This window comes from Streptomyces sp. NPDC058864 (genome assembly GCF_042742985.1).
Classification (GTDB): Bacteria; Actinomycetota; Actinomycetes; order Streptomycetales; family Streptomycetaceae; genus Actinacidiphila.
Genome location: NZ_JBHYMQ010000022.1, coordinates 23,407 through 42,967 on the forward strand (window position 1 = coordinate 23,407; position 19,561 = coordinate 42,967).

Consider the following 19,561-nt stretch of genomic DNA (forward strand, 5'->3'; position numbering starts at 1 on the left):
GAAAGGGCCCCACCGGACGCAGTTCCGGTGGGGCCCCGGCACGAGAACGGCTGAGGGGGACGCGTATCGCGCGTCCCCCTCAGCCGTTTCGGTGCCCCGCGGGGCTCAGGTGGTGACCGACACCAGCCGCTGTCCCTGCGACGTGACGACGTCGAAGCGGGAGATGTCGTCCGGCTGCATGCCCGCCGACCCGTCCAGCGTGAGCGGGTTGGGCTGGTCGGAGGTGCCGTAGCCGGCCGTCGGGACGCTCCAGGTGCCGACCGTCTGCTGGGAGCCGTCCTTGCCGACGACGACCAGGCGGCAGGTCAGCGGGCCCTGGACGCCGGCCAGGGTGAGGCCGACCTCGCTGCCCCACTTCTTCTCGTTGACACCGACCGTCGCCTTGACGCCGGTGGAGTTGTCGGTGCCCTTGAACTGCTCCGCGTAGACCCTGGCCTGGGTGCCCTCCGAGCCGCCGGTGGCGAGCACCGCGACGGTGGGGGCCGCCACGATCAGCGCCACCGAGGCGGCGAGCGCGAACATCCTGCGCCGGGCGCGGGTCTTGCGCTCGTCGGAGACCTTGCCGAGGAGCCGTCCGAGCACCTTGTCGCCGCTGGGCGGGACGGGCGCGCCGGCGCCCGCGGGGGCGAGTTCGGCGAGCACCGGCACCAGGCCGCTCAGCTCGTCGAGCTGCTGCCCGCACTGGTGGCAGATGGCGAGGTGCTCCTCGAAGCGCGCCATGTCGGCGTCGTCGAGCACACCGAGGACATAGGCCCCGACGTCGACGTGCGGGTCGTGGGGAGTACCTGCCCCGGAGCCGTAACCGTAGACCGTCACGAGGTGGTCACACCCCTTTCCTCAAGAGCGATTTTCAGGGAGCGGAGGGCGTAGAAGACGCGGGAGCGCACGGTGCCGGGCGGTACCCCCAGCGCCGCCGCGGCCTCGTTGACCGTCCGGCCCTTGAAGTACGTTTCGATCAGCACCTGGCGGTGGGCCTCGGTGAGATCATCCAGTGCGTCGGAGATCGTCATCAGCCTCAGGGAGCGTTCGAGTTCGTCCTCGGCCGGGAGCTGGTCGAGGGCGGCCGGGGAGGCCTCCGGGGGCCGTGCCTGACGGCTGCGGTGGCCGTCGATCACGATCCGCCGTGCGACCGTCACCAACCACGGCCGCAGGGAACGGGCCCCGGGGTCGAGCCGGGACGCACTCTTCCACGCGCGCAGGAGGGTCTCCTGCACGACGTCCTCGGCCAGGTAGCGGTCACCGCCGACCAGCCGAAGAACGTATGCGAAGAGCGCGCCCGCGTGTTCGCGGTAGAGCGCCCGCATGAGGTCCTCTTCGGGGACCCCACCTGAGCGATGGTCGGCCACGAGCGCATCCTGCCCTACTGATCGCCGGGGGTCGAGTCCTCTCAATGCCTGCTGTCCCATCAGTACCCGTCTGACCCGTTCTCGGTGGAGGCGCTCTTCGGCTGCGCGGGCGCTCCGGCCTTCGCACCGTCCGGGGTGGCCGCATACCAGGAGCTGTCGGCGCCCTGGCCCTTGGTGTCGCCCGGGTTCTCGTCGCCCGTGAAGTGGTAGAGCGGCATTCCGTTGAGCGTGAGCTGCAGGGTGCCGTCGGGACGCTTGACGCTGCCGACCAGGTTCTGGTCGACGCCCTGCACCTGCGTGTCCGAGACCGCGGCGGCCGGCTGCCACCGGGTCACGCACTCGCCGGTGCAGTTCGAGGTCGGCGGGTTGGGCCTGTCCTTCTCGAAGCGGTACAGCACCCAGCCCTTCTCGTCGGTGACGAGCTTGCCGAGCTGGGCGTTGTCGACGGTCCGGAGGCCGGGCGCCGGTGCGGGCTGCGAGGCCTGGATCGCACCCACCGGGGGGCTGGCATTGTCGACGCCCGCGTTGCAGGCGGTGGCGACGATCAGCGCGGCGGAGGCGAATGCCCCCGCCCCCACTGATCGGCGCAACTTCGGAACGTTCATGCCAAGGCCCCCGGCATTGTCTCGTCGGTGCTCCGCCCCTGGTGGGCGGTTGCCAACTCATACGGGGCCGGGGGCCGGTGTGCTCAACGTCCTCAGAAAAAACTTCCGCCCCGGGGAGGGGGTTCCCGGGGCGGAAGCCGGCGGTGGGTCTCACCGCCTCGGGGGGAAGTCGCGCGTACCGCCGCGACGGGTCCTCAGGGGTCAGTGGAAGCTGTGCTCCGGGGCCGGGTAGGCGCCGCCCACGACGTCCTCGGCGAAGGCCTTCGCCGCACCGCCGAGGGTCTCGCGCAGGGCCGCGTACTGCTTGACGAAGCGCGGCACCCGGCCGCCGGTCATCCCGGCGAAGTCCGTCCAGACCAGCACCTGGGCGTCGCACTCCACGCCCGCGCCGATGCCGACCGTCGGGATGTGCAGGATGCGGGTGACCTCCGCGGCCAGCTCGGCGGGGACCAGCTCCAGCACGACGGCGAAGGCGCCGGCGTTCTGCACGGCCTTCGCGTCGCGCAGCAGCTGCTGGGCGGCCTCCTCGCCGCGGCCCTGGACGGGGTAGCCGCCGAAGGCGTTGACCGACTGCGGGGTGAGGCCGATGTGGGCCATCACGGGGATGCCGGCCTGGACCAGCAGCTCGATCTGCTGGGCGGAGCGCTCGCCGCCCTCCAGCTTCACGGCGCCCACCCCGGCCTCCTTGACCAGCCGGGTCGCGCTGCGCAGCGCCTGCGTCGGGCCCTCCTGGTACGAGCCGAACGGCAGGTCGCCGATGACCATCGCGCGCTTGGTGCCGCGCACGACGGCGGCGGACAGCATCGTCATCTCGTCCAGCGTGACCGGGACGGTGCTCTCGTAGCCGAGGTGACAGTTGCCCATCGAGTCGCCGACCAGCAGCACGGGGATGCCGGCCTCGTCGAAGACCGAGGCGGTCATGGCGTCGTAGGCGGTGAGCATGGGCCACTTCTCGCCGCGCTCCTTGGCGGCGGCGATGTCCCGGACGGTGATCCGCCGTGTCCCCTTGCCGCCGTACAGCGCCTTGCTGCTGTCGGGAGCGGGCTGGGCGGGCGTCTGGGCAGCCGGAACGGCATGCGTCATTGCAACGGCTCCTTGTGTCATCTCGAGGCGCCCTGACGGCGTCCCCGGACTGCTTCCATGCTGACACGCACCGCCGTCCGCGCAAAGGGGGGCGTGCGCCACTCCCCCTTTTGCCGAGGTTTTACAATACGAGACGGTCCCGTATCGGAAATCGGGTCTACGTTGGCCCCATGCCCGCCGACACAGTGCAGCCGCCGAGCCTCAGCGTCCCGGAGGCGGTCTACCGCCGCCGCTGGGGGATCCTGACCGTCCTGCTGTTCAGCCTCCTCGTGGTGGTCCTGGACAACTCCATCCTCAACGTCGCGATGAAGACGATCGCCGAACCCGCCCCGACCGGCCTGGGCGCCACCCAGAGCCAGCTGGAGTGGGCGATCAACTCCTACACGCTGGTCTTCGCCGGCCTGCTGTTCACCGCGGGCCTGCTCGGCGACCGCCTCGGCCGCAAGAAGGTGCTGCTCTTCGGCATGGCCGTCTTCGGTATCGGATCGGTGCTCTCCGCCTTCGCGGGCTCCTCGGGCGAGCTGATCGCCTTCCGCGCGGTCATGGGCTTCGGCGGCGCCTTCGTGATGCCCGCCACGCTCGCCATCATCATCAACGTCTTCGAGCGCGAGGAGCAGCCCAAGGCGATCGGCATCTGGACCGGTGCGGTGGGCCTGGCGATAGCCATCGGCCCGGTCACCGGCGGACTCCTGCTCGACCACTTCTGGTGGGGCTCGGTCTTCCTGGTGAACGTGCCGATCATCGCCGTCGCCCTGGTCGCGATGGTGCTCATCGTCCCGGACTCCCGCGACCCGCGGCCGGGCCGCCTCGACCCCTTCGGGGTACTGCTCTCCATCGTCGGCCTGGTGCTGCTGGTGTACGGCATCATCAAGGGCGGCCAGCTCGCGGACTTCACCGCCCCCACGCCCCTGGCGACGATCATCGGCGGCCTCGTGGTCCTCGGCGCCTTCGTCTGGCACGAGGCCCGCAGCAGCCACCCGGCCTTCGACGTCTCCTACTTCCGCAACCCGACCTTCTCGGCCTCGGTCTCCGCGATCGGCCTGGTCTTCTTCGCGCTCATGGGCGTGACCTTCTTCATGGTCTTCTACACCCAGAGCGTGCGCGGCTACAGCGCCCTGGACTCCGGTCTGCTGCTGCTCCCGCTCGCCGTCGCCCAGCTCGTCTTCGCGCCGCGCGCCCGGCTGGTCGTCGACCGCATCGGCGCCCGCGCCACCTGCGCCGCCGGGCTCGCGCTGATAGCGCTCAGCTTCCTCGGCTTCCAGCTGCTCGACGCCGACACCCCGATCTGGCAGCTGGAGGTGCTGTTCTTCCTCATGGGCACGGCCATGGCCCACGTGATGCCGCCCGCGACCGTCGCCATCATGTCCTCCCTGCCGCGCGAGAAGGCCGGCTCCGGCTCCGCCGTCAACAACACCTTCCGGCAGGTCGGCGGCGCGCTCGGCGTTGCGGTCCTGGGCTCGCTGATGTCGACGGTCTACCGTGACGGCATCGCGGACCACCTGACCGGCCTCCCCGCCGGGGTGCAGCACCAGGCCGGCGAGTCCATCGAGGCCACGCGCGCCGTGGCCGAGGGAATGGGCCCGGCGGGCAAGGCGCTGATCGCCCCCGCCACGGACGCCTTCCTCGACGCCATGCACGTCACCGCCTACGTCGCGAGCGGTGTCGCGCTGCTCGGCATGCTCGTCGTCCTCTTCTTCCTGCCCGGCAGGACCGCCGGGGCCCGCCCCGCCGGCGGCGAGGAACGCGAGGCCAGCCCGGTGGGGGCGGAGCGGTGACCGGCATCCGCGCGGCGGCGGAACCGGACGCCGGCACGGCACCCGGGCCCTCCCTGCGCGTCCCGCGCGGCCGTCCGCGCAACGCCGCCGCCGACACCGCGATCATCGAGGCCGTCCTCAGCCTGCTGGAGGAGGGCGCCACGATCGGGGAACTGTCGATGGAGCGCATCGCCCGCGCCGCCGGGGTCGGCAAGGCCACCGTCTACCGGCGCTGGGCGGGCAAGAACGCGCTGATGCTCGACGTCATGAAGTCCGTCGACGAGCAGACCCCGCGGCTCGCCGGACGGTCGGTCCGCGACGACCTGGTGACCTGCGTCGAGTTCATACGGCGCAGGGCCCTGGTCAAGCGCTCCTCCGCCCTGCTGCGCAACGTCATCGCCCAGGCCCAGACCGAGCCGGAACTGTGGGCCGCCTACCACGACACCGTCATCGCGGCCCGGCGCGCGCAGGTCCAGGAGGTCCTCCTGCGCGGCGTCCGCACCGGCGAACTCCGCGACGACATCGACCCGGAGCTCCTCGGCGACCTCTTCATCGGCCCGATGCTGTCCCGTTCGATGCTGCGCCCCGACGCGACGCTGCCGGAGGGGCTGTCCGAGCTGATCGTCGACTCGGTGCTGCAGGGTGTCCGCGCCGGGCGCTGAACCGGCGTGGGGGCGGGAGGGAATGTCCGGGTTCTGTCACAGGGCCCCCTTTCCGCCGGGCGGCCGGGAACCTGTCGCCCGGCGAGTCCCGTCCTCCCGGCGTCGATCCCCTATGGTCGACTGAGCACCTGGCAAGACAGTGAGGACTCCTCCCATGGCGCAGGCGTATGACGCGGACGTGACCACCGACAGCGGTGACAAGCCGCAGGTTTCGGGTGCGAACGGACGTTTCGGACGCTTCCGGCGGTACTGGGTGTTCGGCCACGGCATGTGGCGGCGCGGGATCATCACGGCCGTACTGGCCCTCGCCGTCACGGTGGTGATGGCCTTTCACGGAGCGGTGCCCAACCGGGTCGGGAACCTGGGCAGTCTGCTGGAGACCTTCCTGCCGTGGCTCGGACTCGTCGTGCCGGTGCTGCTGGTGGTCGGCCTGCTGCGGCGCTCCGCGACCGCGTTGATCGCCCTCCTGCTGCCGGTCGTGGTGTGGCTGCACTTCTTCGGCGGGCTCCTCACGGACAAGCACACCGGCGGCGGCGACCTCACCGTGGTGACCCACAACGTCAACGCCGACAACCCCGACCCCGCGCGCACCGCCCAGGCCCTCGTCGGCTCCGGGGCCGACCTCGTCGCGCTGGAGGAGATCCCCGCCGGGAAGGTCTCCGTCTACGAGTCGGGACTCAAGACCCGCTACCCGTACCACGCCAGGCTGGGCACCGTCGGGCTGTGGAGCAGGTACCCGCTCAGCCAGGTGCGGCCGGTGGACATCCGGCTCGGCTGGGTCCGCGCGCTGCGCGCCACCGCCGCCACGCCGCACGGGAAGGTCGCGGTCTACGTCGCCCATCTGCCCTCGGTGCGGGTCAAGTTCAACGCGGGCTTCACCGCCGGCGAGCGCGACCGCAGCGCCGACGCGCTCGGCGAGGCCGTCGCGGACGAGAAGGTGCCCGACGTGATCCTCATGGGCGACCTCAACGGCACGATGAACGACCGCGCGCTCGCCAACATCACCTCCCAGATGCGCTCCACGCAGGGTGCCGCCGGCGACGGCTTCGGCTTCAGCTGGCCCGCCGGCTTCCCGACCGCCCGCATCGACCAGATCCTCGTCAGGGGCGCGGAGCCGACCGACTCCTGGGTGCTGCCCGCCACGGGCAGTGACCACCGGCCGGTGGCGGCGAAGGTAGCACTCCCGTAACGAGTTCTTCGCCCACGGGAAGAACGGGCCGGGCAGACTTTGTTCCGCAGTTAAACTTATAGCTGCTCCCGACCCTGCCCCGGAAAGGTCTGACATGCCTCTCGCCCTGCTCGCACTGGCGATCAGCGCATTCGGCATCGGTACGACGGAGTTCGTGATGATGGGCCTGCTGCCCGACGTCGCGGACGACCTGCACACCTCCATCCCGACCGCCGGTTACCTCGTCTCCGGCTACGCCCTCGGCGTCGTCATCGGCGCCCCCCTCCTCGCCGCGGTCACCACACGGATGCCGCGCAAGGCCCTGCTCCTCTCCCTCATGGGCCTGTTCACCGTCGGCAACACCCTCTCCGCCCTCGCCCCCGGCTTCGGCTGGCTGCTCGCCGGCCGTGTGCTGTCCGGGCTCCCGCACGGCGCCTTCTTCGGCGTCGGCGCGGTCGTCGCCGCGGGCATGGTCGACCCCGCGCGCAAGGCCCGCGCCGTCTCCCTGATGATCGCCGGGCTCACCGTCGCGAACATCGTGGGCGTCCCCGCCGCCACCCTCCTCGGCCAGCACCTCGGCTGGCGCGCCACCTTCCTCACCGTCGGCGTCATCGGCCTCGCCGCCATCGCCGGCATCGCCCTGCTCGTCCCGCGTATCCCCCTCGCCCCGGGCGGCGGCCTGCGCCGGGAACTGTCGGCCTTCCGCAGCGGGCAGGTCTGGCTGGCGCTGGGCACCACGATCTTCGGCTTCGCCGCGGTCTTCGCGGTCTACAGCTACGTCACGCCCATGCTCACGGAGGTCGCCGGGTTCGGGGAGGGCAGCGTCACGCTCGTCCTCGCCCTCTTCGGCGTCGGCGCGACGATCGGCAACCTCCTCGGCGGACGCCTCGCCGACCGCGCCCTGCGGCCCGCCCTGCTCGGCGGGCTCGGCGCGCTCGCGGTCGTCCTGCTGCTGTTCACGGTCAGCGCGCACGCCCGCTGGAGCGCGGCCCTCACGGTCGTCCTGCTCGGGATCGCGGCGTTCGCGACGGGGTCGCCCATGATGATGCTCGTCATGGACAAGGCCCGGCACGCGCCCGCGCTGGCCTCCGCGGCGAACCAGGCCGCGTTCAACCTGGCCAACGCGGGGGGTGCCTGGCTCGGCGGGGTCGTGCTGGCCCGCGGTCTCGGGTACGGGGCCCCGGCGGTGGCGGGTGCGGGGCTGGCGGTCGTGGGACTCGGGATCGCGGCCCTCGCGGCGCTCTTCGAACGGCGCGCGACGGGGAGCGCGGGGGCGGCGTCCTCGTCCCGGGTCGTCGTGGCGTCCGACCCCGTGGTGCGGTCCGCGGAGCGGGTGGGCTGACGGGGGCCGCCGTCGTCGGTCCTGGAGGAGACGGTGGCGGTACCGGCCCTGCGGGCCCTACCGGCTGGTTCCGCTGTCGTCGGCTGTCCCGCCGTCTCGCTCCCTGCGGTCGCAAGGATGCGGGCTGCAGAGGGGAGGGTGGGGGCGGCCCACGTCGCCGCTGTGCGGGTTGGTGCTTGGCGGGGTTCCGGCTCCGGAGCGGTTCGCGTGTCCAGCGGTGCGGGTCTCATCGCCGTCCGCAGGTGCAGATGGCCGCTTCCGCGCCTTCGGTGCGTGGTGGGCGCGCCCGCCGTGACCGGCGTCTGCGGGTGATCCGGGGTGCTGTCGAGCGGGCCATGGGGCATCGGGCTCTGTTCCGCCGAGAATGTTCGGTGGAAGCGGGCCCGGTCTTTGAGCCGGGGGAGATCGGGCTCTGTTTCGCCGAGTATGTCGGTGGAAGCGAGCCCGATCTCGGGAGACCACTCTTCGGGCCCCTTGCCTGTCGGGAAACCACCCGCAGACGCCGGTTACGGCGGGCGCGCCACCCGCGAACCGTGGGCGTCGCAACCACCCGTCTGCACCCGCGGACGGCGACGAGACCGGAACCCACGGACAACGGGCTCCGCTCCGGAGCCTGAACCCCGGCAACGCACCTACCCGCACACCGCCGAGAAAGCGCCCCCCACCTTTCCCTCCCGCAGCCCGCCGCTTTGCGCCCGAAGGGCGCGAGACGAACCCGCACCCGACCACGGGTGTCATCGCCCCCGGCGCCGCCCCGAACCAGGGCTCGACCCCCGGTCGGGCAGGCCCGCACCGAGGGCGCCGGATGGGGGTCCCCGGCCGGAGGCTGGGGGTGGGCGGGGGAGAAACTCCAGCGGCGCGCACACAGCGACGGGCGGCAAGGGGTACCCGGACGCCCCCGCACGACACCCCGGACCGCTAGCGCAGCGTCACGCGTGCTCGCGCCAGCGGTTCGTGATGGGAAGCCTGCGGTCCTTGCCGAACCCCTTCGCGGAGATCTTCGTCCCCGGCGGGTACTGCCTGCGCTTGTACTCCGCCGTGTCCACCATCCGCAGCACCTTCGCCACCAGCTCCCCCTCGAACCCGGCGGCGATGATCGCGTCGCGCCCCTTGTCCTGGTCGACGTACATCGCCAGCACCCGGTCCAGGACGTCGTAGTCCGGCAGGGAGTCCGTGTCGACCTGGCCGGGCCGCAGCTCCGCGCTCGGCGGCTTGGAGATGGAGTTCTCGGGGATCGGCGGGGTCTGGCCCCGCTCCGCCGCGGCCTCGTTGCGCCACTTCGCGAGGCGGAAGACGGTCGTCTTGTAGACGTCCTTGATGGGCCCGTACGCGCCGACCGAGTCGCCGTACAGCGTGGAGTAGCCGACCGCGAGCTCGCTCTTGTTGCCCGGGGCCAGGACGATGTGCCCCTCCTGGTTGGAGATGGCCATCAGCGTCGTGCCGCGCAGGCGGGACTGGAGGTTCTCCTCCGCCAGCCCGGTCAGCTCCAGGGAGGCCATGTAGGAGTCGAACATCGGGCCGATCGGCACGGTGCGGAAGTTCAGCCCGGTACGCCGGGCCAGCTCGGCGGCGTCGTCCTTGGAGTGGTCGGAGGAGTACCGCGAGGGCATGGAGACGCCGTACACGTTGGCGGCCCCGACGGCGTCGCAGGCGATGGCCGCGACGAGGGCGGAGTCGATGCCGCCGGAGAGGCCGATCAGCACGGAGCGGAAGCCGTTCTTGGCGACGTACGCCCGCAGGCCGACGACGAGCGCCGTGTAGACCTCCTCGTCGTCGCCCAGCCGCGGGGCCTCGCCGCCGCGCACCTCGGGCTCGTACGCGGGAAGCGGCTCGGCGGAGAGGGTGACGTGCTCGATCTCCAGGCCGTCGTCGGCGATGCCGCCCGGCACCTTCGTGGTGTCCGCGGCCGGGAGGTCGAGGTCGACCAGGACGCAGCCCTCCTCGAACTGCGGGGCCCGCGCGATCACCTCGCCGTCCTCGGAGACGACGATGGAGTCGCCGTCGAAGACGAGCTCGTCCTGCCCGCCGATCATGGCGAGGTAGGCGAGGGTGCAGCCCGCCTCCTGGGCGCGCTTGCGCACCAGGTCGAGGCGGGTGTCGTCCTTGGCGACCTCGTAAGGGGAGGCGTTGACGGAGAGCAGCAGGCCGGCGCCGGCGGTGCGGGCGGCGGGCACGCGGCCGCCGTCCTGCCACAGGTCCTCGCAGATGGCGAGGGCGACGTCGACCCCGTGCACCCGGATCACCGGGAGGGTGTCGCCGGGCACGAAGTAGCGGAACTCGTCGAAGACGCCGTAGTTCGGCAGGTGGTGCTTGGCGAACTTGAGCACGACCTTCCCGCCGTGCAGCACGGCCGCGGCGTTGCGCGGCGAGCCGGCGGGCTGGCCGTAGCGGGGCTGGGCCTTCTCGCTGCGGTCGAGGTAGCCGACGACCACCGGCAGCTCCCCGAAGCCCTCGGCCGCCAGGCGCTCGGCGAGCGCCTCCAGGGCGGCACGGCTGGCTTCGACGAAGGAGGAGCGCAGGGCGAGGTCCTCCACGGGGTACCCGGTCAGCGCCATCTCCGGGAAGGCCACGAGATGGGCTCCCTGTTCGGCCGCGTGCCGGGTCCAGCGCACTACCGACTCCGCGTTTCCGGCGAGGTCGCCGACGGTGGAGTCGATCTGATTCAGGGCGAGGCGAAGTTGAGGCACGCCGCCCAGTGTAATCGTCAAATCGACGCGATGTCGTGGGTGACGCCTGTGGGGTCGCGCACTCGGACCCGGAAGCCGTGACGGACGGGCCTTTCCGGGGTCGTCCCCCTGTGTCAAGATCGCAAGGGTGCATCACAATGGTGGCGAGGGGTGTCCGGCGGTCCCGGCCGCCGCCGAAACAGGCCGGTAACCCCGCGGCGTGATACTGGTCTGGCCCTCGCTCGAGCCGGCACGGACAACAGGCCCCATGACCTGTGAGGTTGGATAGCTATGGATAAGCAGCAGGAGTTCGTGCTCCGCACCCTCGAAGAGCGCGACATCCGATTCGTGCGGCTGTGGTTCACCGACGTGCTGGGTTACCTCAAGTCGGTCGCCGTGGCGCCGGCCGAGCTGGAGCAGGCCTTCGACGAGGGCATCGGCTTCGACGGGTCCGCGATCGAGGGCTTCGCCCGGGTGTACGAGTCGGACATGATCGCCAAGCCCGACCCCGGCACCTTCCAGATCCTGCCGTGGCGCGCCGAGGCCCCCGGCACGGCCCGGATGTTCTGCGACATCCTCATGCCGGACGGCTCCCCGTCGTACGCCGACCCCCGCTTCGTCCTCAAGCGGTCCCTGGCCAAGGCCTCCGACCTCGGGTTCACCTTCTACACGCACCCGGAGATCGAGTTCTTCCTGCTGAAGAACCTGCCGCTGGACGGCACCGTGCCGGTGCCCGCCGACAACTCCGGCTACTTCGACCACACCCCGCAGAACGTGGGCCAGGACTTCCGCCGCCAGGCCATCACGATGCTGGAGTCGATGGGCATCTCGGTGGAGTTCTCCCACCACGAGGGCGCGCCCGGCCAGCAGGAGATCGACCTGCGGTACGCGGACGCGTTGTCCACCGCCGACAACATCATGACGTTCCGGCTGGTCATGAAGCAGGTCGCGCTGGAGCAGGGCGTGAACGCCACGTTCATGCCCAAGCCGTTCAGCCAGCACCCCGGCTCCGGCATGCACACGCACCTCTCCCTCTTCGAGGGCGACCGCAACGCCTTCCACGAGTCCGGGGCCGAGTACCAGCTGTCGAAGGTCGGCCGCTCCTTCATCGCGGGCCTGCTCCGGCACGCGGACGAGATCTCCGCGGTCACCAACCAGTGGGTCAACTCGTACAAGCGCATCTGGGGCGGCGCCAACCGCACCGCGGGCGCCGGCGGCGAGGCCCCCTCGTACATCTGCTGGGGCCACAACAACCGGTCCGCGCTCATCCGCGTCCCGATGTACAAGCCCGGCAAGACCGGCTCCACCCGGGTCGAGGTCCGCTCCATCGACTCCGGGGCCAACCCGTACCTCACCTACGCCGTCCTCCTGGCCGCGGGCCTCAAGGGCATCGAGGAGGGCTACGAGCTCCCGCCCGGCGCCGACGACGACGTCTGGGCCCTCTCCGACGGCGAGCGCCGCGCGCTCGGCATCCAGCCCCTCCCGCAGAACCTGGGCGAGGCCATCTCCCTCATGGAGCGCAGCGAGCTGGTTGCCGAGACGCTGGGGGAGCACGTCTTCGACTTCTTCCTGCGCAACAAGAAGCAGGAGTGGGAGGAGTACCGGAGCGAGGTCACGGCGTTCGAGCTCCGCAAGAACCTCCCGAACCTGTAGGCGCAGGTCAACGGGGTTCCCCCGCGTGACGACGATCCGGGCCGGCGGCGCGATGCTGTCGGCCCGGGGTCGTTTCAACTCACCTGGGCCGTCTGTCGGCCGTCCGAGGATGAAGGCGGCGACTGGCGCGTGTGCCGGTGGGCCGGTGTCGGAGACTGCGGCATCGGGGCCACCGGGACGACCAGCCGCTCGTCCGAGGCCGGAGGATCCAGAACGTGGAGCCCGGATCCTTGAGTCACCACAGCCGGATCATCTCCTGATCACTGGAGTCGAGAACGACGTAGTCGGACTCTCCGGGATAGGGAAGCCAGACCGAGATCCCATTCGACCAGTGATAGATCTCGACCAAGGATGCCAGGGCGGAGTCGAACCTCACGGTGATGAAATCGCCCGTGGTGATCTCGAAAACTACGCCAATAGGCTCAAAGGTGACTCGTGCGGGTTCATCGGCCGCAGCGAGTTTGATGTCCATCATCGATTGCACAGCAGTCATCGCAGCTCCAACCCAAAGCCTCTCCACGCCGACCTCATAGTCATGGATGGCCGCGCTCGCAGGTACCCTCAGCCCTGGTTGCCGGCGGGGTGAGGCAGAAGGGCGGGGCTGGCGTGCTGGGGCGGGCTGTTGCTTCCATTTCCTGGGGCGTCATCGCCCTCATTTTCCTGGGCGTCACGGCCTATACGGTTGCGCTCGGCGCACTGGGATTGGGCTTGGCTGGGAAGCCAGAGAGCATCCGCATCGTGGCATGCGACGAGAAATTTGAATGGCGAGCCGGTAGCCACGTCGAGTGCACTGGGGACCTGGTGCAGCCGGAAACTGCTGCCCGGTCGCCCCAGGTGAGGGTGCGCTTGAGGGGCCGACCCGGGCAGGTGGTCGAGGTGGTCAAAGACCCAGTGGGTACATGGATTCCAGTCGAAGCCGGTCCCACCGCATGGGCCAAAAGGTTGCTCGTGAGCTTGCTTCCGCTGGCACCCACAGCACTCTGCTGCTGGTTGGCTGTGCGTGCAGCGAGAACATCAGAGAGCTACGGCAACCGGCCCGCGCGCACGGGCGGCCGCTCGAAAGGGAACGCATGACCAAGTGTGGAAGCGGCGAGATCTGGCGAGACGGGCAGTGTGAGCTGACAGGAGCTACAGCGGCTTACACATACGTCGTGATGCTGCTGCTCGGGGCGGGCGCGATCGCCGCGGGAATCTACCTTCGACGACGAGTCGAGCAGGCTCCAACGGCTCCTGTCGTACGAGGGCCAGACAGACATGGCCGCCGGAAGACTGACAAGATCATCGCTAATGTTGCCCCCTACTTTTTGATCTTCTGGGGGAGCGCCTTCGTGCTGGGTGCCGCCGTCACTCTGATCGACCGGTGATCCTTGCAGCGCGCGGAGCCCGTGCCACTCTCGTGCCAGAACGGGCGGGGAGTCAGGGGGAATCGCGGTACGCAGGGGGAAGCGCCGTCGACTCCGCCCCAGGCTGGGAACCTACAGGTCAGACTGTGATCGCCCCACCTCGCTCCTAAAGCGGTGGTCGGCCCCAATGACACAGGTCATGATGACGTCACCCGCATCTGACCCATGCTGAGCGGCGATCGTGATCCGTTAGGAGATGTCGTGATTGGGCCTGACCTCACCGCGACTGCTGCCCTCTCCGATGCCCTGCGTGTTGTACTGGCGGCGATCTCGCCGACGATCCCCGGCTATCGCGGTGCCGCCCTGCTCTTGCTCGGCCACACCTGTGATGCCACGGTGCGCGAACTCGTCTCACTCGACATCGCCGACGTGACCGCGACACGCGAAGGCCTGGCGCTGAAGATCCGCCGCCAGGATGGGGAGCGAGAGGACCTGATTTCACTGTCGCGGCAGCGCGTTGACCCCACGAACTGCGCGGTAGCAGCAACTCGCAGACTGCTCGACAGCTTGCACGCAGCAGGCCGCACCGACGGACCGCTGTTCGTGCGGACCGACGGGTACGCATGGGTGCCAAGGAGCGCGACACAAGGCAAGCGCGCGGCCTACGACCCGACCGGTCGACTCTCGGCTGGTGCCGCCGCGAACATCGTCATCCGTAGTAGCCGGGCAGCCGGCATCGAGTTCAACTGTGACTGGACCAAGGACAGTCTGCGCCTGTGCTTCTCCACCGCCACTGGTCCGTAAGTTCTACTGAGTGTCCAACTGCGCTACAACGGCCCCGCTCGTGGGCACACAACCACGGACACTCGCGGACGGTCCGCCCAGGTCACAAGCGGTTCGGCCGCAGGTCACAAGGTCGCTCCCATTGCTTTGGGACGAAGAGGCCGCGGGTTCAAATCCCGCCACCCCGACTCCGAAAAATGCAGTCAGGGCCGGGTTCCCAGTGGGGAGACCGGCCCTGCGTGCTGTTGAGTGTCCACGGCTTCGGATCGCGCTTGAAGATGCCGTCCATCGCGACCGCCCCTGTCTGGATCACGGGGCGGATCGGCTTCCGGCAGACCTCCTCAGTGACCGCCGTCCCCGAGTGGCCGACCGATCGCGAGATCTCCTCCAACGGAACCCCGCGGTCCGGAGGAGCGGGTCTGCTGCACGATCGGGTGACATCTGAACTGGCTTGCCTTGTGGGGCGGGTGGGAAGGATGTCGCTGTGCCCAAGCCCTATCCGGAAGAGTTCCGCCAAGACGTCGTGCGAGTCGCGAGGAACCGCGGCCCGGGGGTGACAGTCGAGCAGGTGGCCACCGACTTCGGGGTCCACCCGATGACGTTGTGGAAATGGATGCGCCGGGCGGACATCGACGACGGGGCCAAGCCCGGGGTGACCAGCCAGGAGAGCGCGGAACTACGGGAAGCGCGTCGGCGGATCAAGCTGCTGGAGCAGGAGAACGAGGTCCTGCGCCGGGCCGCGGCCTACCTGTCGCAGGCTCATCTGCCGGGAAAAGGATCTACCCGCTCGTGAAAGAGCTGGCCGCGGACGGGATGCCCGTCACGGTGACGTGCCGGGTGCTCAAGCTCGCCAGACAGCCCTACTACCGCTGGCTCGACAAGCCGGTGACCGACACCGTGCTGGAGGAGGCTCATCGCGCGAACGCGCTGTTCGACGCCCACCGCGAGGATCCCGAGTTCGGCTACCGCTTCCTGGCCGACCAAGCCCGCAGCTCGGGGGCCGCGATGGCCGACCGGACCGCATGGCGGATCTGCCGGGACAACCACTGGTGGAGCGTGTTCGGCAAGAAGCGCGGAAGGATCAAGAAGGCCGGCCCGCCGGTGCACGACGACCTCGCTCGTCCGCCGCAACTTCACCGCTGACGCTCCGAACCGCCTGTGGCTCGCCGACATCACCGAACACGCCACCGGCGACGGCAAGCTGTACCTCTGCGCGATCAAGGACGCCTTCAGCAACAGGATCGTGGGCTACTCCATCGACGTGCGGATGAAGTCCCGCCTGGCCGTGACCGCCCTGGACAACGCCGTGGCCCGGCGCGAACACGTCGACGGATGCATCCTGCACAGCGATCGCGGATCGCAGTTCCGGTCCCGGAAATTCGTCCGGGCACTCGACCGTCACCGGATTGCCGGATCGATAGGCAGAGTCGGGGCAGCCGGCGACAACGCGGCCATGGAGTCCTTCTTCAGCCTGCTGCAGAAGAACGTCCTCGACCGCCGGACCTGGGCCACCCGTGAAGAACTGCGGATCGCGATCGTGACCTGGATCGAGCGGACCTACCACCGCCGCCGCAGACAAGCAGCACTCGGCCGGCTGACCCCCGTCGAATTCGAAACCGTCATGACCCCACCGGCCCTCCAGGCCGCGTGACCGAACCTGTCACCCGAACCTGCATCAGACCCGCCGCCGTTCGCAGGGATGGGGATCAGCCCGGCAGCGGCGAGTGCAGGCCATGGGTGAGCCTCGAAGACCGGGGCCCACATCGGTCTACTGCGGGCAGGCCAGGAGCCAGCCCGATTCGCGGCCAGCGTACGGGCCCTGATCTCTCGCCCCATGGCAGGCCTCTCCGGCCAGCCTCGTCGATAGTCCTGGCCTCGAATGGCTGCTGGGCGTATCAAGCCACTTAACCGAGGGTGAGCAGTGCGATGCAGGCCAGAGCGATGACCGAGCCAGTAACTACCCAAACGATCGCGAGAAGCCGAGTGAGCCGCACTTCGTAGCCGCGCACCCGAGCCAGCGAGTCGGACCTCGTCCCGAGTTGGCGTTCGTGCTGCTTCTCGACCCGGTTGCGAGCCCAGACAGAACCCCGCTCGGAGAGAAAGAAGACGCCGAGGCAGAGGAACACCAGGCTGACGACGAGCATGAAAGTGGGCACAAAGGACGCTGGACCGGCCGCAGTTGTGATCACACAGTGATCGTGGCGTGCGAGGGTGCCCGGGTCAATCCTTGAGGTTCAGCACTTCTGAGTGGCCGGCCACGAACGGTGGCTCGCTGTAGAGCAGCCACGTGATCGGATGTGCAGACCTCAGCGACCGTCGTGCCGACAGTTCCCATCGAGGGGAGCAGGCGTGCCAGAGTCGTGCCACGTGAGGCGGTGCCGAACGGGGAGCCACGGGGAACAGCAGTGACGGAACGGCGTTGCCGCAGGTCAGCGTCCGCCCAGGTGAAGCACGGTCCGCAGCCTCAGTCTTCCAAACTGGGGTAATTGAGCGCTGTGAGGCGAGCAAGAACCTCCCGAACCTGTAGTCGCAGGTCAGCGGGGTTCCCCGAGGGCGATGCGATCCGGGCCGGCGGCTCGATGCTTGCGGCCCGGCAATCGACGGCTTCACCGTAGGTGATGCCGTCGGCCTGATGCCCTGCTTCCGGGCCACCGACCACCCCATCCACAGCGAGCCGGCCATAGCGCCCGCCCGCCGTCCCGGTGGTCCTGCGGCGCCCTCATCGACGCCGCGGGCCTGAAGGCCGGTGGCACGGTGCTCATCCCGGCCCCCTCCAGCGGCGTCGGGCCGGACGCGGTCCAGCTCGCCCGATCGTCGGTGTGCGGGGTGGGCGCCGACGCTTCACGCAAGGCTGAGTTCCCCGGCCGGCCGGCGCGTCACGCCGGCAGCGTGACACGCATGACGAGGCCACCTCCCGCGCGGGGTTCCGCGACGATGCGGCCTCTGTGGGCGCGTGCGACGGAGCGTGCGATCGAGAGGCCGAGGCCGACGCCCTTGTCGCTCCCCGTGCGCTCCTGGCGGAGGCGCCGGAACGGCTCGAAGAGGTTGTCGATCTCGTACTCCGGGACTACGGGGCCGGTGTTGGAGACCACCAGGACCGCCTGCCCGTTCCGGGTCCCGGTGGTGACCTCCACCCAGCCGTCCTCGCGGACGTTGTGCCGGACGGCGTTCTGAACGAGGTTCAGCGCGATGCGCTCCAGCAGGACCCCGCTGCCCTGGACCACGGCCGTGCCCAGTGTGCTGCGCAGCGCCACGCCCTTGGCGGCGGCCTCGCTGCGGGTCTGTTCCAGCGCCTGGGCGGCCGCCTCCGCGAGGTCGACCGGCTTGCGGTCGACGATCTCGTTGTCGCTGCGGGCGAGCAGCAGCAGGCCTTCCACCAGTTGTTCGCTGCGCTCGTTGGTGGCCAGCAGGGTTTTGCCCATCTGCTGCAGATCCAGGGAGGCGTCGGGATCGGCGAGCTGGACCTCCAGCATCGTGCGCGTGATCGCCAGGGGAGTTCTCAGTTCGTGCGAGGCGTTGGAGACGAAGCGGCGCTGGGCGTCGAAGGACCGCTCCAGGCGTTCCAGCATCTCGTCGAAAGTGTCGGCCAGCTCCTTCAGTTCGTCGTCCGGCCCGTCCATCTTGATCCGCCGCGAGAGATCGGATCCGGCCACCACATGGCGGGCGGCCCGGGTGATCTGGCCCAGCGGCGAGAGCACGCGTCCCGCCGTTGCGTAACCGAAGGCCAGGGCGATGATGCTCAGGCCGAGCAGGGCGAAGAGGGAGCGGCGCAGCAAGTCGTCCAGGGCCAGCTCACGCTGCCGGTGCATGCATTCGCCCAGTACGGCGTTCGCCTGCGCGGCCGACTGCCCCGATTCGAGGCCGGGGCACATGTTGCTGGTGAGCTGAACGGTGCTGCCCGGCAGAAGCGTGAAGAGAGGTTCGCCGCCGCGCTGAAGTGCTTGGACGCTGAGCGCGTACATGATCGACAGCAGGAGGACGCCGGCGATCGTGAACATCCCGCCGTACAGCAGCGCTAGCCGTATTCGGATCGTCGGGCGCAGCGGCAGGGAGAGGGTTCCCCCGTCCCCCGGGGCTCGGTTGGTCATGGGGTTCCCTGTCTTCCCCGGGAGGAGGGGAGGGGGTGCGTGGGCGCGGGCCGGACGCAGCGAGGCACGTTGCTCCTTGACGGCTGTTGATCCAACGTCGACATGGTGCACGTGACGGCATGTGTCCTCCGTAAGGCCGGGCGGCCGGGGCCTCCGTGACGTATCTGCGCGTCGGGCCCCCGGACCGACCGCGTACGTTGTCTTCCGAACCGGCCGCGCGGGTCCGGTCGCCGCGCCCCGAACCGACCCGGGCGGGCAGAGTGGTGCCGCCTGCCCGGAGCGACGCGGACACATCGGATTGGGGCGGGTCATGAGGAACTGGGACTTCCGGGCGTGGCAGGCGGCACTGGGCGCCCTGGACTCTCGGGCGGCGGCCTTGGTGGGCCTGGCGGCCGCCGAGCGCATATCGGGGTGCCTTGCCGATGGGCGCTTCCAGCGCCACGGCGGCTCGACCGCCGCGGTGGTGAGGGACCTGCTCGACGAATGCTGGGCCGGCATCCTGGGCGGTGACGGGGCGGCATCGACGCGGACAAGCCTGCCGGCGGAGCAACTGGCCCGGGAAACCGAGCGCTACACGGACCTCTCGCTCCGCGAACTGTTCCACTCCTACGAACCGTTCGGCGTCGACGAGGACGAGACCCCCGATGACGAAGCCGTGGACGGCGTCGACGAGTTCCTGGAGGAGGCGGAGCCCGAGGGGGCGGTGGCGATGCATCTCGACGCGCTCATGGCGGTCGAGGAGGCGGTCGTCGCCTGCGACGGCGGGCCCTGGGACGGAGCCCTGCGCTGCCTGCAGATCACCGCCATGGCCGCGGACCGGTATGAGCCCGGGCTGCCGGGACCGGGTCTGGAGACGCAGCGCCAGGCGGAAGACCTCGCGCTGGTCCGGGCGGCTGGGAGCGCCGGACTGCGGCATCTGGCCACGGAACTGCGGACCCGCGCCCGGGCGGACGCGTCGGGATGGCAGCGGGCGACGGAACGACTCGACCTCCTGCACGACGACTGAGGCCCCGGGTCAGGGTGGCCCGTCCGGCCCGTGGGCACAGCGCTCCGGGTGACGGCGCCCCC

At 70.1% G+C, this 19,561-nt stretch carries 16 protein-coding genes and 2 pseudogenes; 9 read left to right on the forward strand and 9 right to left on the reverse strand.

The features are described 5' to 3' along the window. Window positions 1-105 precede the first annotated feature (105 nt). The 4 genes from ACFW3D_RS18845 to panB all read right to left on the reverse strand — a co-directional run bounded on the left by ACFW3D_RS18845 (window position 106) and on the right by panB (window position 3,034). Window positions 106-816: an anti-sigma factor family protein gene (locus ACFW3D_RS18845; RefSeq protein ID WP_500505287.1), complete on the reverse strand. Its 711-nt coding sequence runs from the start codon at window positions 814-816 to the stop codon at window positions 106-108. Next, the gene (locus ACFW3D_RS18850; RefSeq protein ID WP_078619716.1) at window positions 813-1,406 is read right to left on the reverse strand and encodes a sigma-70 family RNA polymerase sigma factor; all 594 of its coding nucleotides are present in this window, start codon (window positions 1,404-1,406) and stop codon (window positions 813-815) included. The genes ACFW3D_RS18845 and ACFW3D_RS18850 overlap by 4 nt, the downstream gene beginning before the upstream one ends. Then, on the reverse strand, window positions 1,406-1,951 hold the full coding sequence (locus ACFW3D_RS18855; protein ID WP_500505288.1) for a hypothetical protein: 546 nt from the start codon (window positions 1,949-1,951) through the stop codon (window positions 1,406-1,408). The genes ACFW3D_RS18850 and ACFW3D_RS18855 overlap by 1 nt, the downstream gene beginning before the upstream one ends. 201 nt (window positions 1,952-2,152) lie before the next feature. Beyond that, the gene (gene panB / locus ACFW3D_RS18860) at window positions 2,153-3,034 is read right to left on the reverse strand and encodes a 3-methyl-2-oxobutanoate hydroxymethyltransferase (RefSeq protein WP_018556940.1); all 882 of its coding nucleotides are present in this window, start codon (window positions 3,032-3,034) and stop codon (window positions 2,153-2,155) included. A 170-nt stretch (window positions 3,035-3,204) separates the two neighbouring features. Between panB and ACFW3D_RS18865 the strand changes: the two genes are divergently transcribed. From ACFW3D_RS18865 to ACFW3D_RS18880, 4 genes are all read left to right on the forward strand, one after another. Then, the gene (locus tag ACFW3D_RS18865) at window positions 3,205-4,809 is read left to right on the forward strand and encodes a DHA2 family efflux MFS transporter permease subunit (protein ID WP_500505289.1); all 1,605 of its coding nucleotides are present in this window, start codon (window positions 3,205-3,207) and stop codon (window positions 4,807-4,809) included. Continuing rightward, a complete protein-coding gene (locus ACFW3D_RS18870) occupies window positions 4,806-5,450 on the forward strand; it encodes a TetR/AcrR family transcriptional regulator (protein WP_500505290.1) in 645 nt (214 codons plus the stop codon). The genes ACFW3D_RS18865 and ACFW3D_RS18870 overlap by 4 nt, the downstream gene beginning before the upstream one ends. 268 nt (window positions 5,451-5,718) lie before the next feature. Next, on the forward strand, window positions 5,719-6,639 hold the full coding sequence (locus ACFW3D_RS18875; protein WP_500505379.1) for an endonuclease/exonuclease/phosphatase family protein: 921 nt from the start codon (window positions 5,719-5,721) through the stop codon (window positions 6,637-6,639). A 94-nt stretch (window positions 6,640-6,733) separates the two neighbouring features. Then, on the forward strand, window positions 6,734-7,960 hold the full coding sequence (locus ACFW3D_RS18880) for an MFS transporter (protein ID WP_500505291.1): 1,227 nt from the start codon (window positions 6,734-6,736) through the stop codon (window positions 7,958-7,960). Between the two features lie 929 nt (window positions 7,961-8,889). Here the strand turns inward: ACFW3D_RS18880 and ACFW3D_RS18885 are convergent. Further along, a complete protein-coding gene (locus ACFW3D_RS18885; protein ID WP_500505292.1) occupies window positions 8,890-10,647 on the reverse strand; it encodes an NAD+ synthase in 1,758 nt (585 codons plus the stop codon). A 270-nt stretch (window positions 10,648-10,917) separates the two neighbouring features. Between ACFW3D_RS18885 and glnA2 the strand changes: the two genes are divergently transcribed. Further along, window positions 10,918-12,279 (forward strand): gamma-glutamylpolyamine synthetase GlnA2, encoded by a 1,362-nt coding sequence (gene glnA2 / locus ACFW3D_RS18890; RefSeq protein ID WP_500505293.1) that lies wholly within the window; start codon window positions 10,918-10,920, stop codon window positions 12,277-12,279. Between the two features lie 235 nt (window positions 12,280-12,514). Here glnA2 and ACFW3D_RS18895 read toward each other — a convergent pair whose 3' ends face one another. Beyond that, window positions 12,515-12,772 (reverse strand): hypothetical protein, encoded by a 258-nt coding sequence (locus tag ACFW3D_RS18895; RefSeq protein WP_500505294.1) that lies wholly within the window; start codon window positions 12,770-12,772, stop codon window positions 12,515-12,517. 658 nt (window positions 12,773-13,430) lie between these two features. On the opposite strand from ACFW3D_RS18895, the gene ACFW3D_RS18900 reads away from it, so the two are divergent. After that, window positions 13,431-13,643 carry a hypothetical protein gene (locus ACFW3D_RS18900; RefSeq protein WP_500505295.1) on the forward strand — a complete coding sequence of 71 codons (213 nt, stop codon included), beginning with the start codon at window positions 13,431-13,433 and terminating at the stop codon, window positions 13,641-13,643. A 204-nt stretch (window positions 13,644-13,847) separates the two neighbouring features. Further along, the gene (locus ACFW3D_RS18905; RefSeq protein ID WP_500505296.1) at window positions 13,848-14,426 is read left to right on the forward strand and encodes a site-specific integrase; all 579 of its coding nucleotides are present in this window, start codon (window positions 13,848-13,850) and stop codon (window positions 14,424-14,426) included. 238 nt (window positions 14,427-14,664) lie between these two features. Here ACFW3D_RS18905 and ACFW3D_RS18910 read toward each other — a convergent pair. Further along, window positions 14,665-14,811: pseudogene (locus ACFW3D_RS18910) on the reverse strand (site-specific integrase); the annotation flags it as partial. A 78-nt stretch (window positions 14,812-14,889) separates the two neighbouring features. On the opposite strand from ACFW3D_RS18910, the pseudogene ACFW3D_RS18915 reads away from it, so the two are divergent. Next, a pseudogene (locus ACFW3D_RS18915) lies at window positions 14,890-16,056 on the forward strand (IS3 family transposase). Window positions 16,057-16,309: 253 nt separating this feature from the next. Here ACFW3D_RS18915 and ACFW3D_RS18920 read toward each other — a convergent pair. Together ACFW3D_RS18920 and ACFW3D_RS18925 are read right to left on the reverse strand one after the other, a co-directional pair. After that, a complete protein-coding gene (locus ACFW3D_RS18920) occupies window positions 16,310-16,594 on the reverse strand; it encodes a hypothetical protein (RefSeq protein WP_500505297.1) in 285 nt (94 codons plus the stop codon). A gap of 687 nt (window positions 16,595-17,281) precedes the next feature. Next, the gene (locus ACFW3D_RS18925) at window positions 17,282-18,493 is read right to left on the reverse strand and encodes a sensor histidine kinase (RefSeq protein WP_500505298.1); all 1,212 of its coding nucleotides are present in this window, start codon (window positions 18,491-18,493) and stop codon (window positions 17,282-17,284) included. A 310-nt stretch (window positions 18,494-18,803) separates the two neighbouring features. Here ACFW3D_RS18925 and ACFW3D_RS18930 point away from each other — a divergent pair, with 310 nt between their 5' ends. Continuing rightward, on the forward strand, window positions 18,804-19,499 hold the full coding sequence (locus tag ACFW3D_RS18930; RefSeq protein WP_500505299.1) for a hypothetical protein: 696 nt from the start codon (window positions 18,804-18,806) through the stop codon (window positions 19,497-19,499). The last annotated feature ends 62 nt before the right edge of the window (window positions 19,500-19,561 follow it).

What these genes read in the sequence shown, in the direction of transcription:
- ACFW3D_RS18850 (WP_078619716.1), bottom strand. Translation starts at nt 1,406, where the DNA reads ATGGGACAGCAGGCATTGAGAGGACTCGACCCCCGGCGATCAGTAGGG.
- ACFW3D_RS18855 (WP_500505288.1), bottom strand. Translation starts at nt 1,951, where the DNA reads ATGAACGTTCCGAAGTTGCGCCGATCAGTGGGGGCGGGGGCATTCGCC.
- panB (WP_018556940.1), bottom strand. Translation starts at nt 3,034, where the DNA reads ATGACGCATGCCGTTCCGGCTGCCCAGACGCCCGCCCAGCCCGCTCCC.
- ACFW3D_RS18865 (WP_500505289.1), top strand. Translation starts at nt 3,205, where the DNA reads ATGCCCGCCGACACAGTGCAGCCGCCGAGCCTCAGCGTCCCGGAGGCG.
- ACFW3D_RS18875 (WP_500505379.1), top strand. Translation starts at nt 5,719, where the DNA reads ATGTGGCGGCGCGGGATCATCACGGCCGTACTGGCCCTCGCCGTCACG.
- ACFW3D_RS18880 (WP_500505291.1), top strand. Translation starts at nt 6,734, where the DNA reads ATGCCTCTCGCCCTGCTCGCACTGGCGATCAGCGCATTCGGCATCGGT.
- glnA2 (WP_500505293.1), top strand. Translation starts at nt 10,918, where the DNA reads ATGGATAAGCAGCAGGAGTTCGTGCTCCGCACCCTCGAAGAGCGCGAC.
- ACFW3D_RS18895 (WP_500505294.1), bottom strand. Translation starts at nt 12,772, where the DNA reads ATGACTGCTGTGCAATCGATGATGGACATCAAACTCGCTGCGGCCGAT.
- ACFW3D_RS18905 (WP_500505296.1), top strand. Translation starts at nt 13,848, where the DNA reads ATGCTGAGCGGCGATCGTGATCCGTTAGGAGATGTCGTGATTGGGCCT.
- ACFW3D_RS18925 (WP_500505298.1), bottom strand. Translation starts at nt 18,493, where the DNA reads ATGACCAACCGAGCCCCGGGGGACGGGGGAACCCTCTCCCTGCCGCTG.
- ACFW3D_RS18930 (WP_500505299.1), top strand. Translation starts at nt 18,804, where the DNA reads ATGAGGAACTGGGACTTCCGGGCGTGGCAGGCGGCACTGGGCGCCCTG.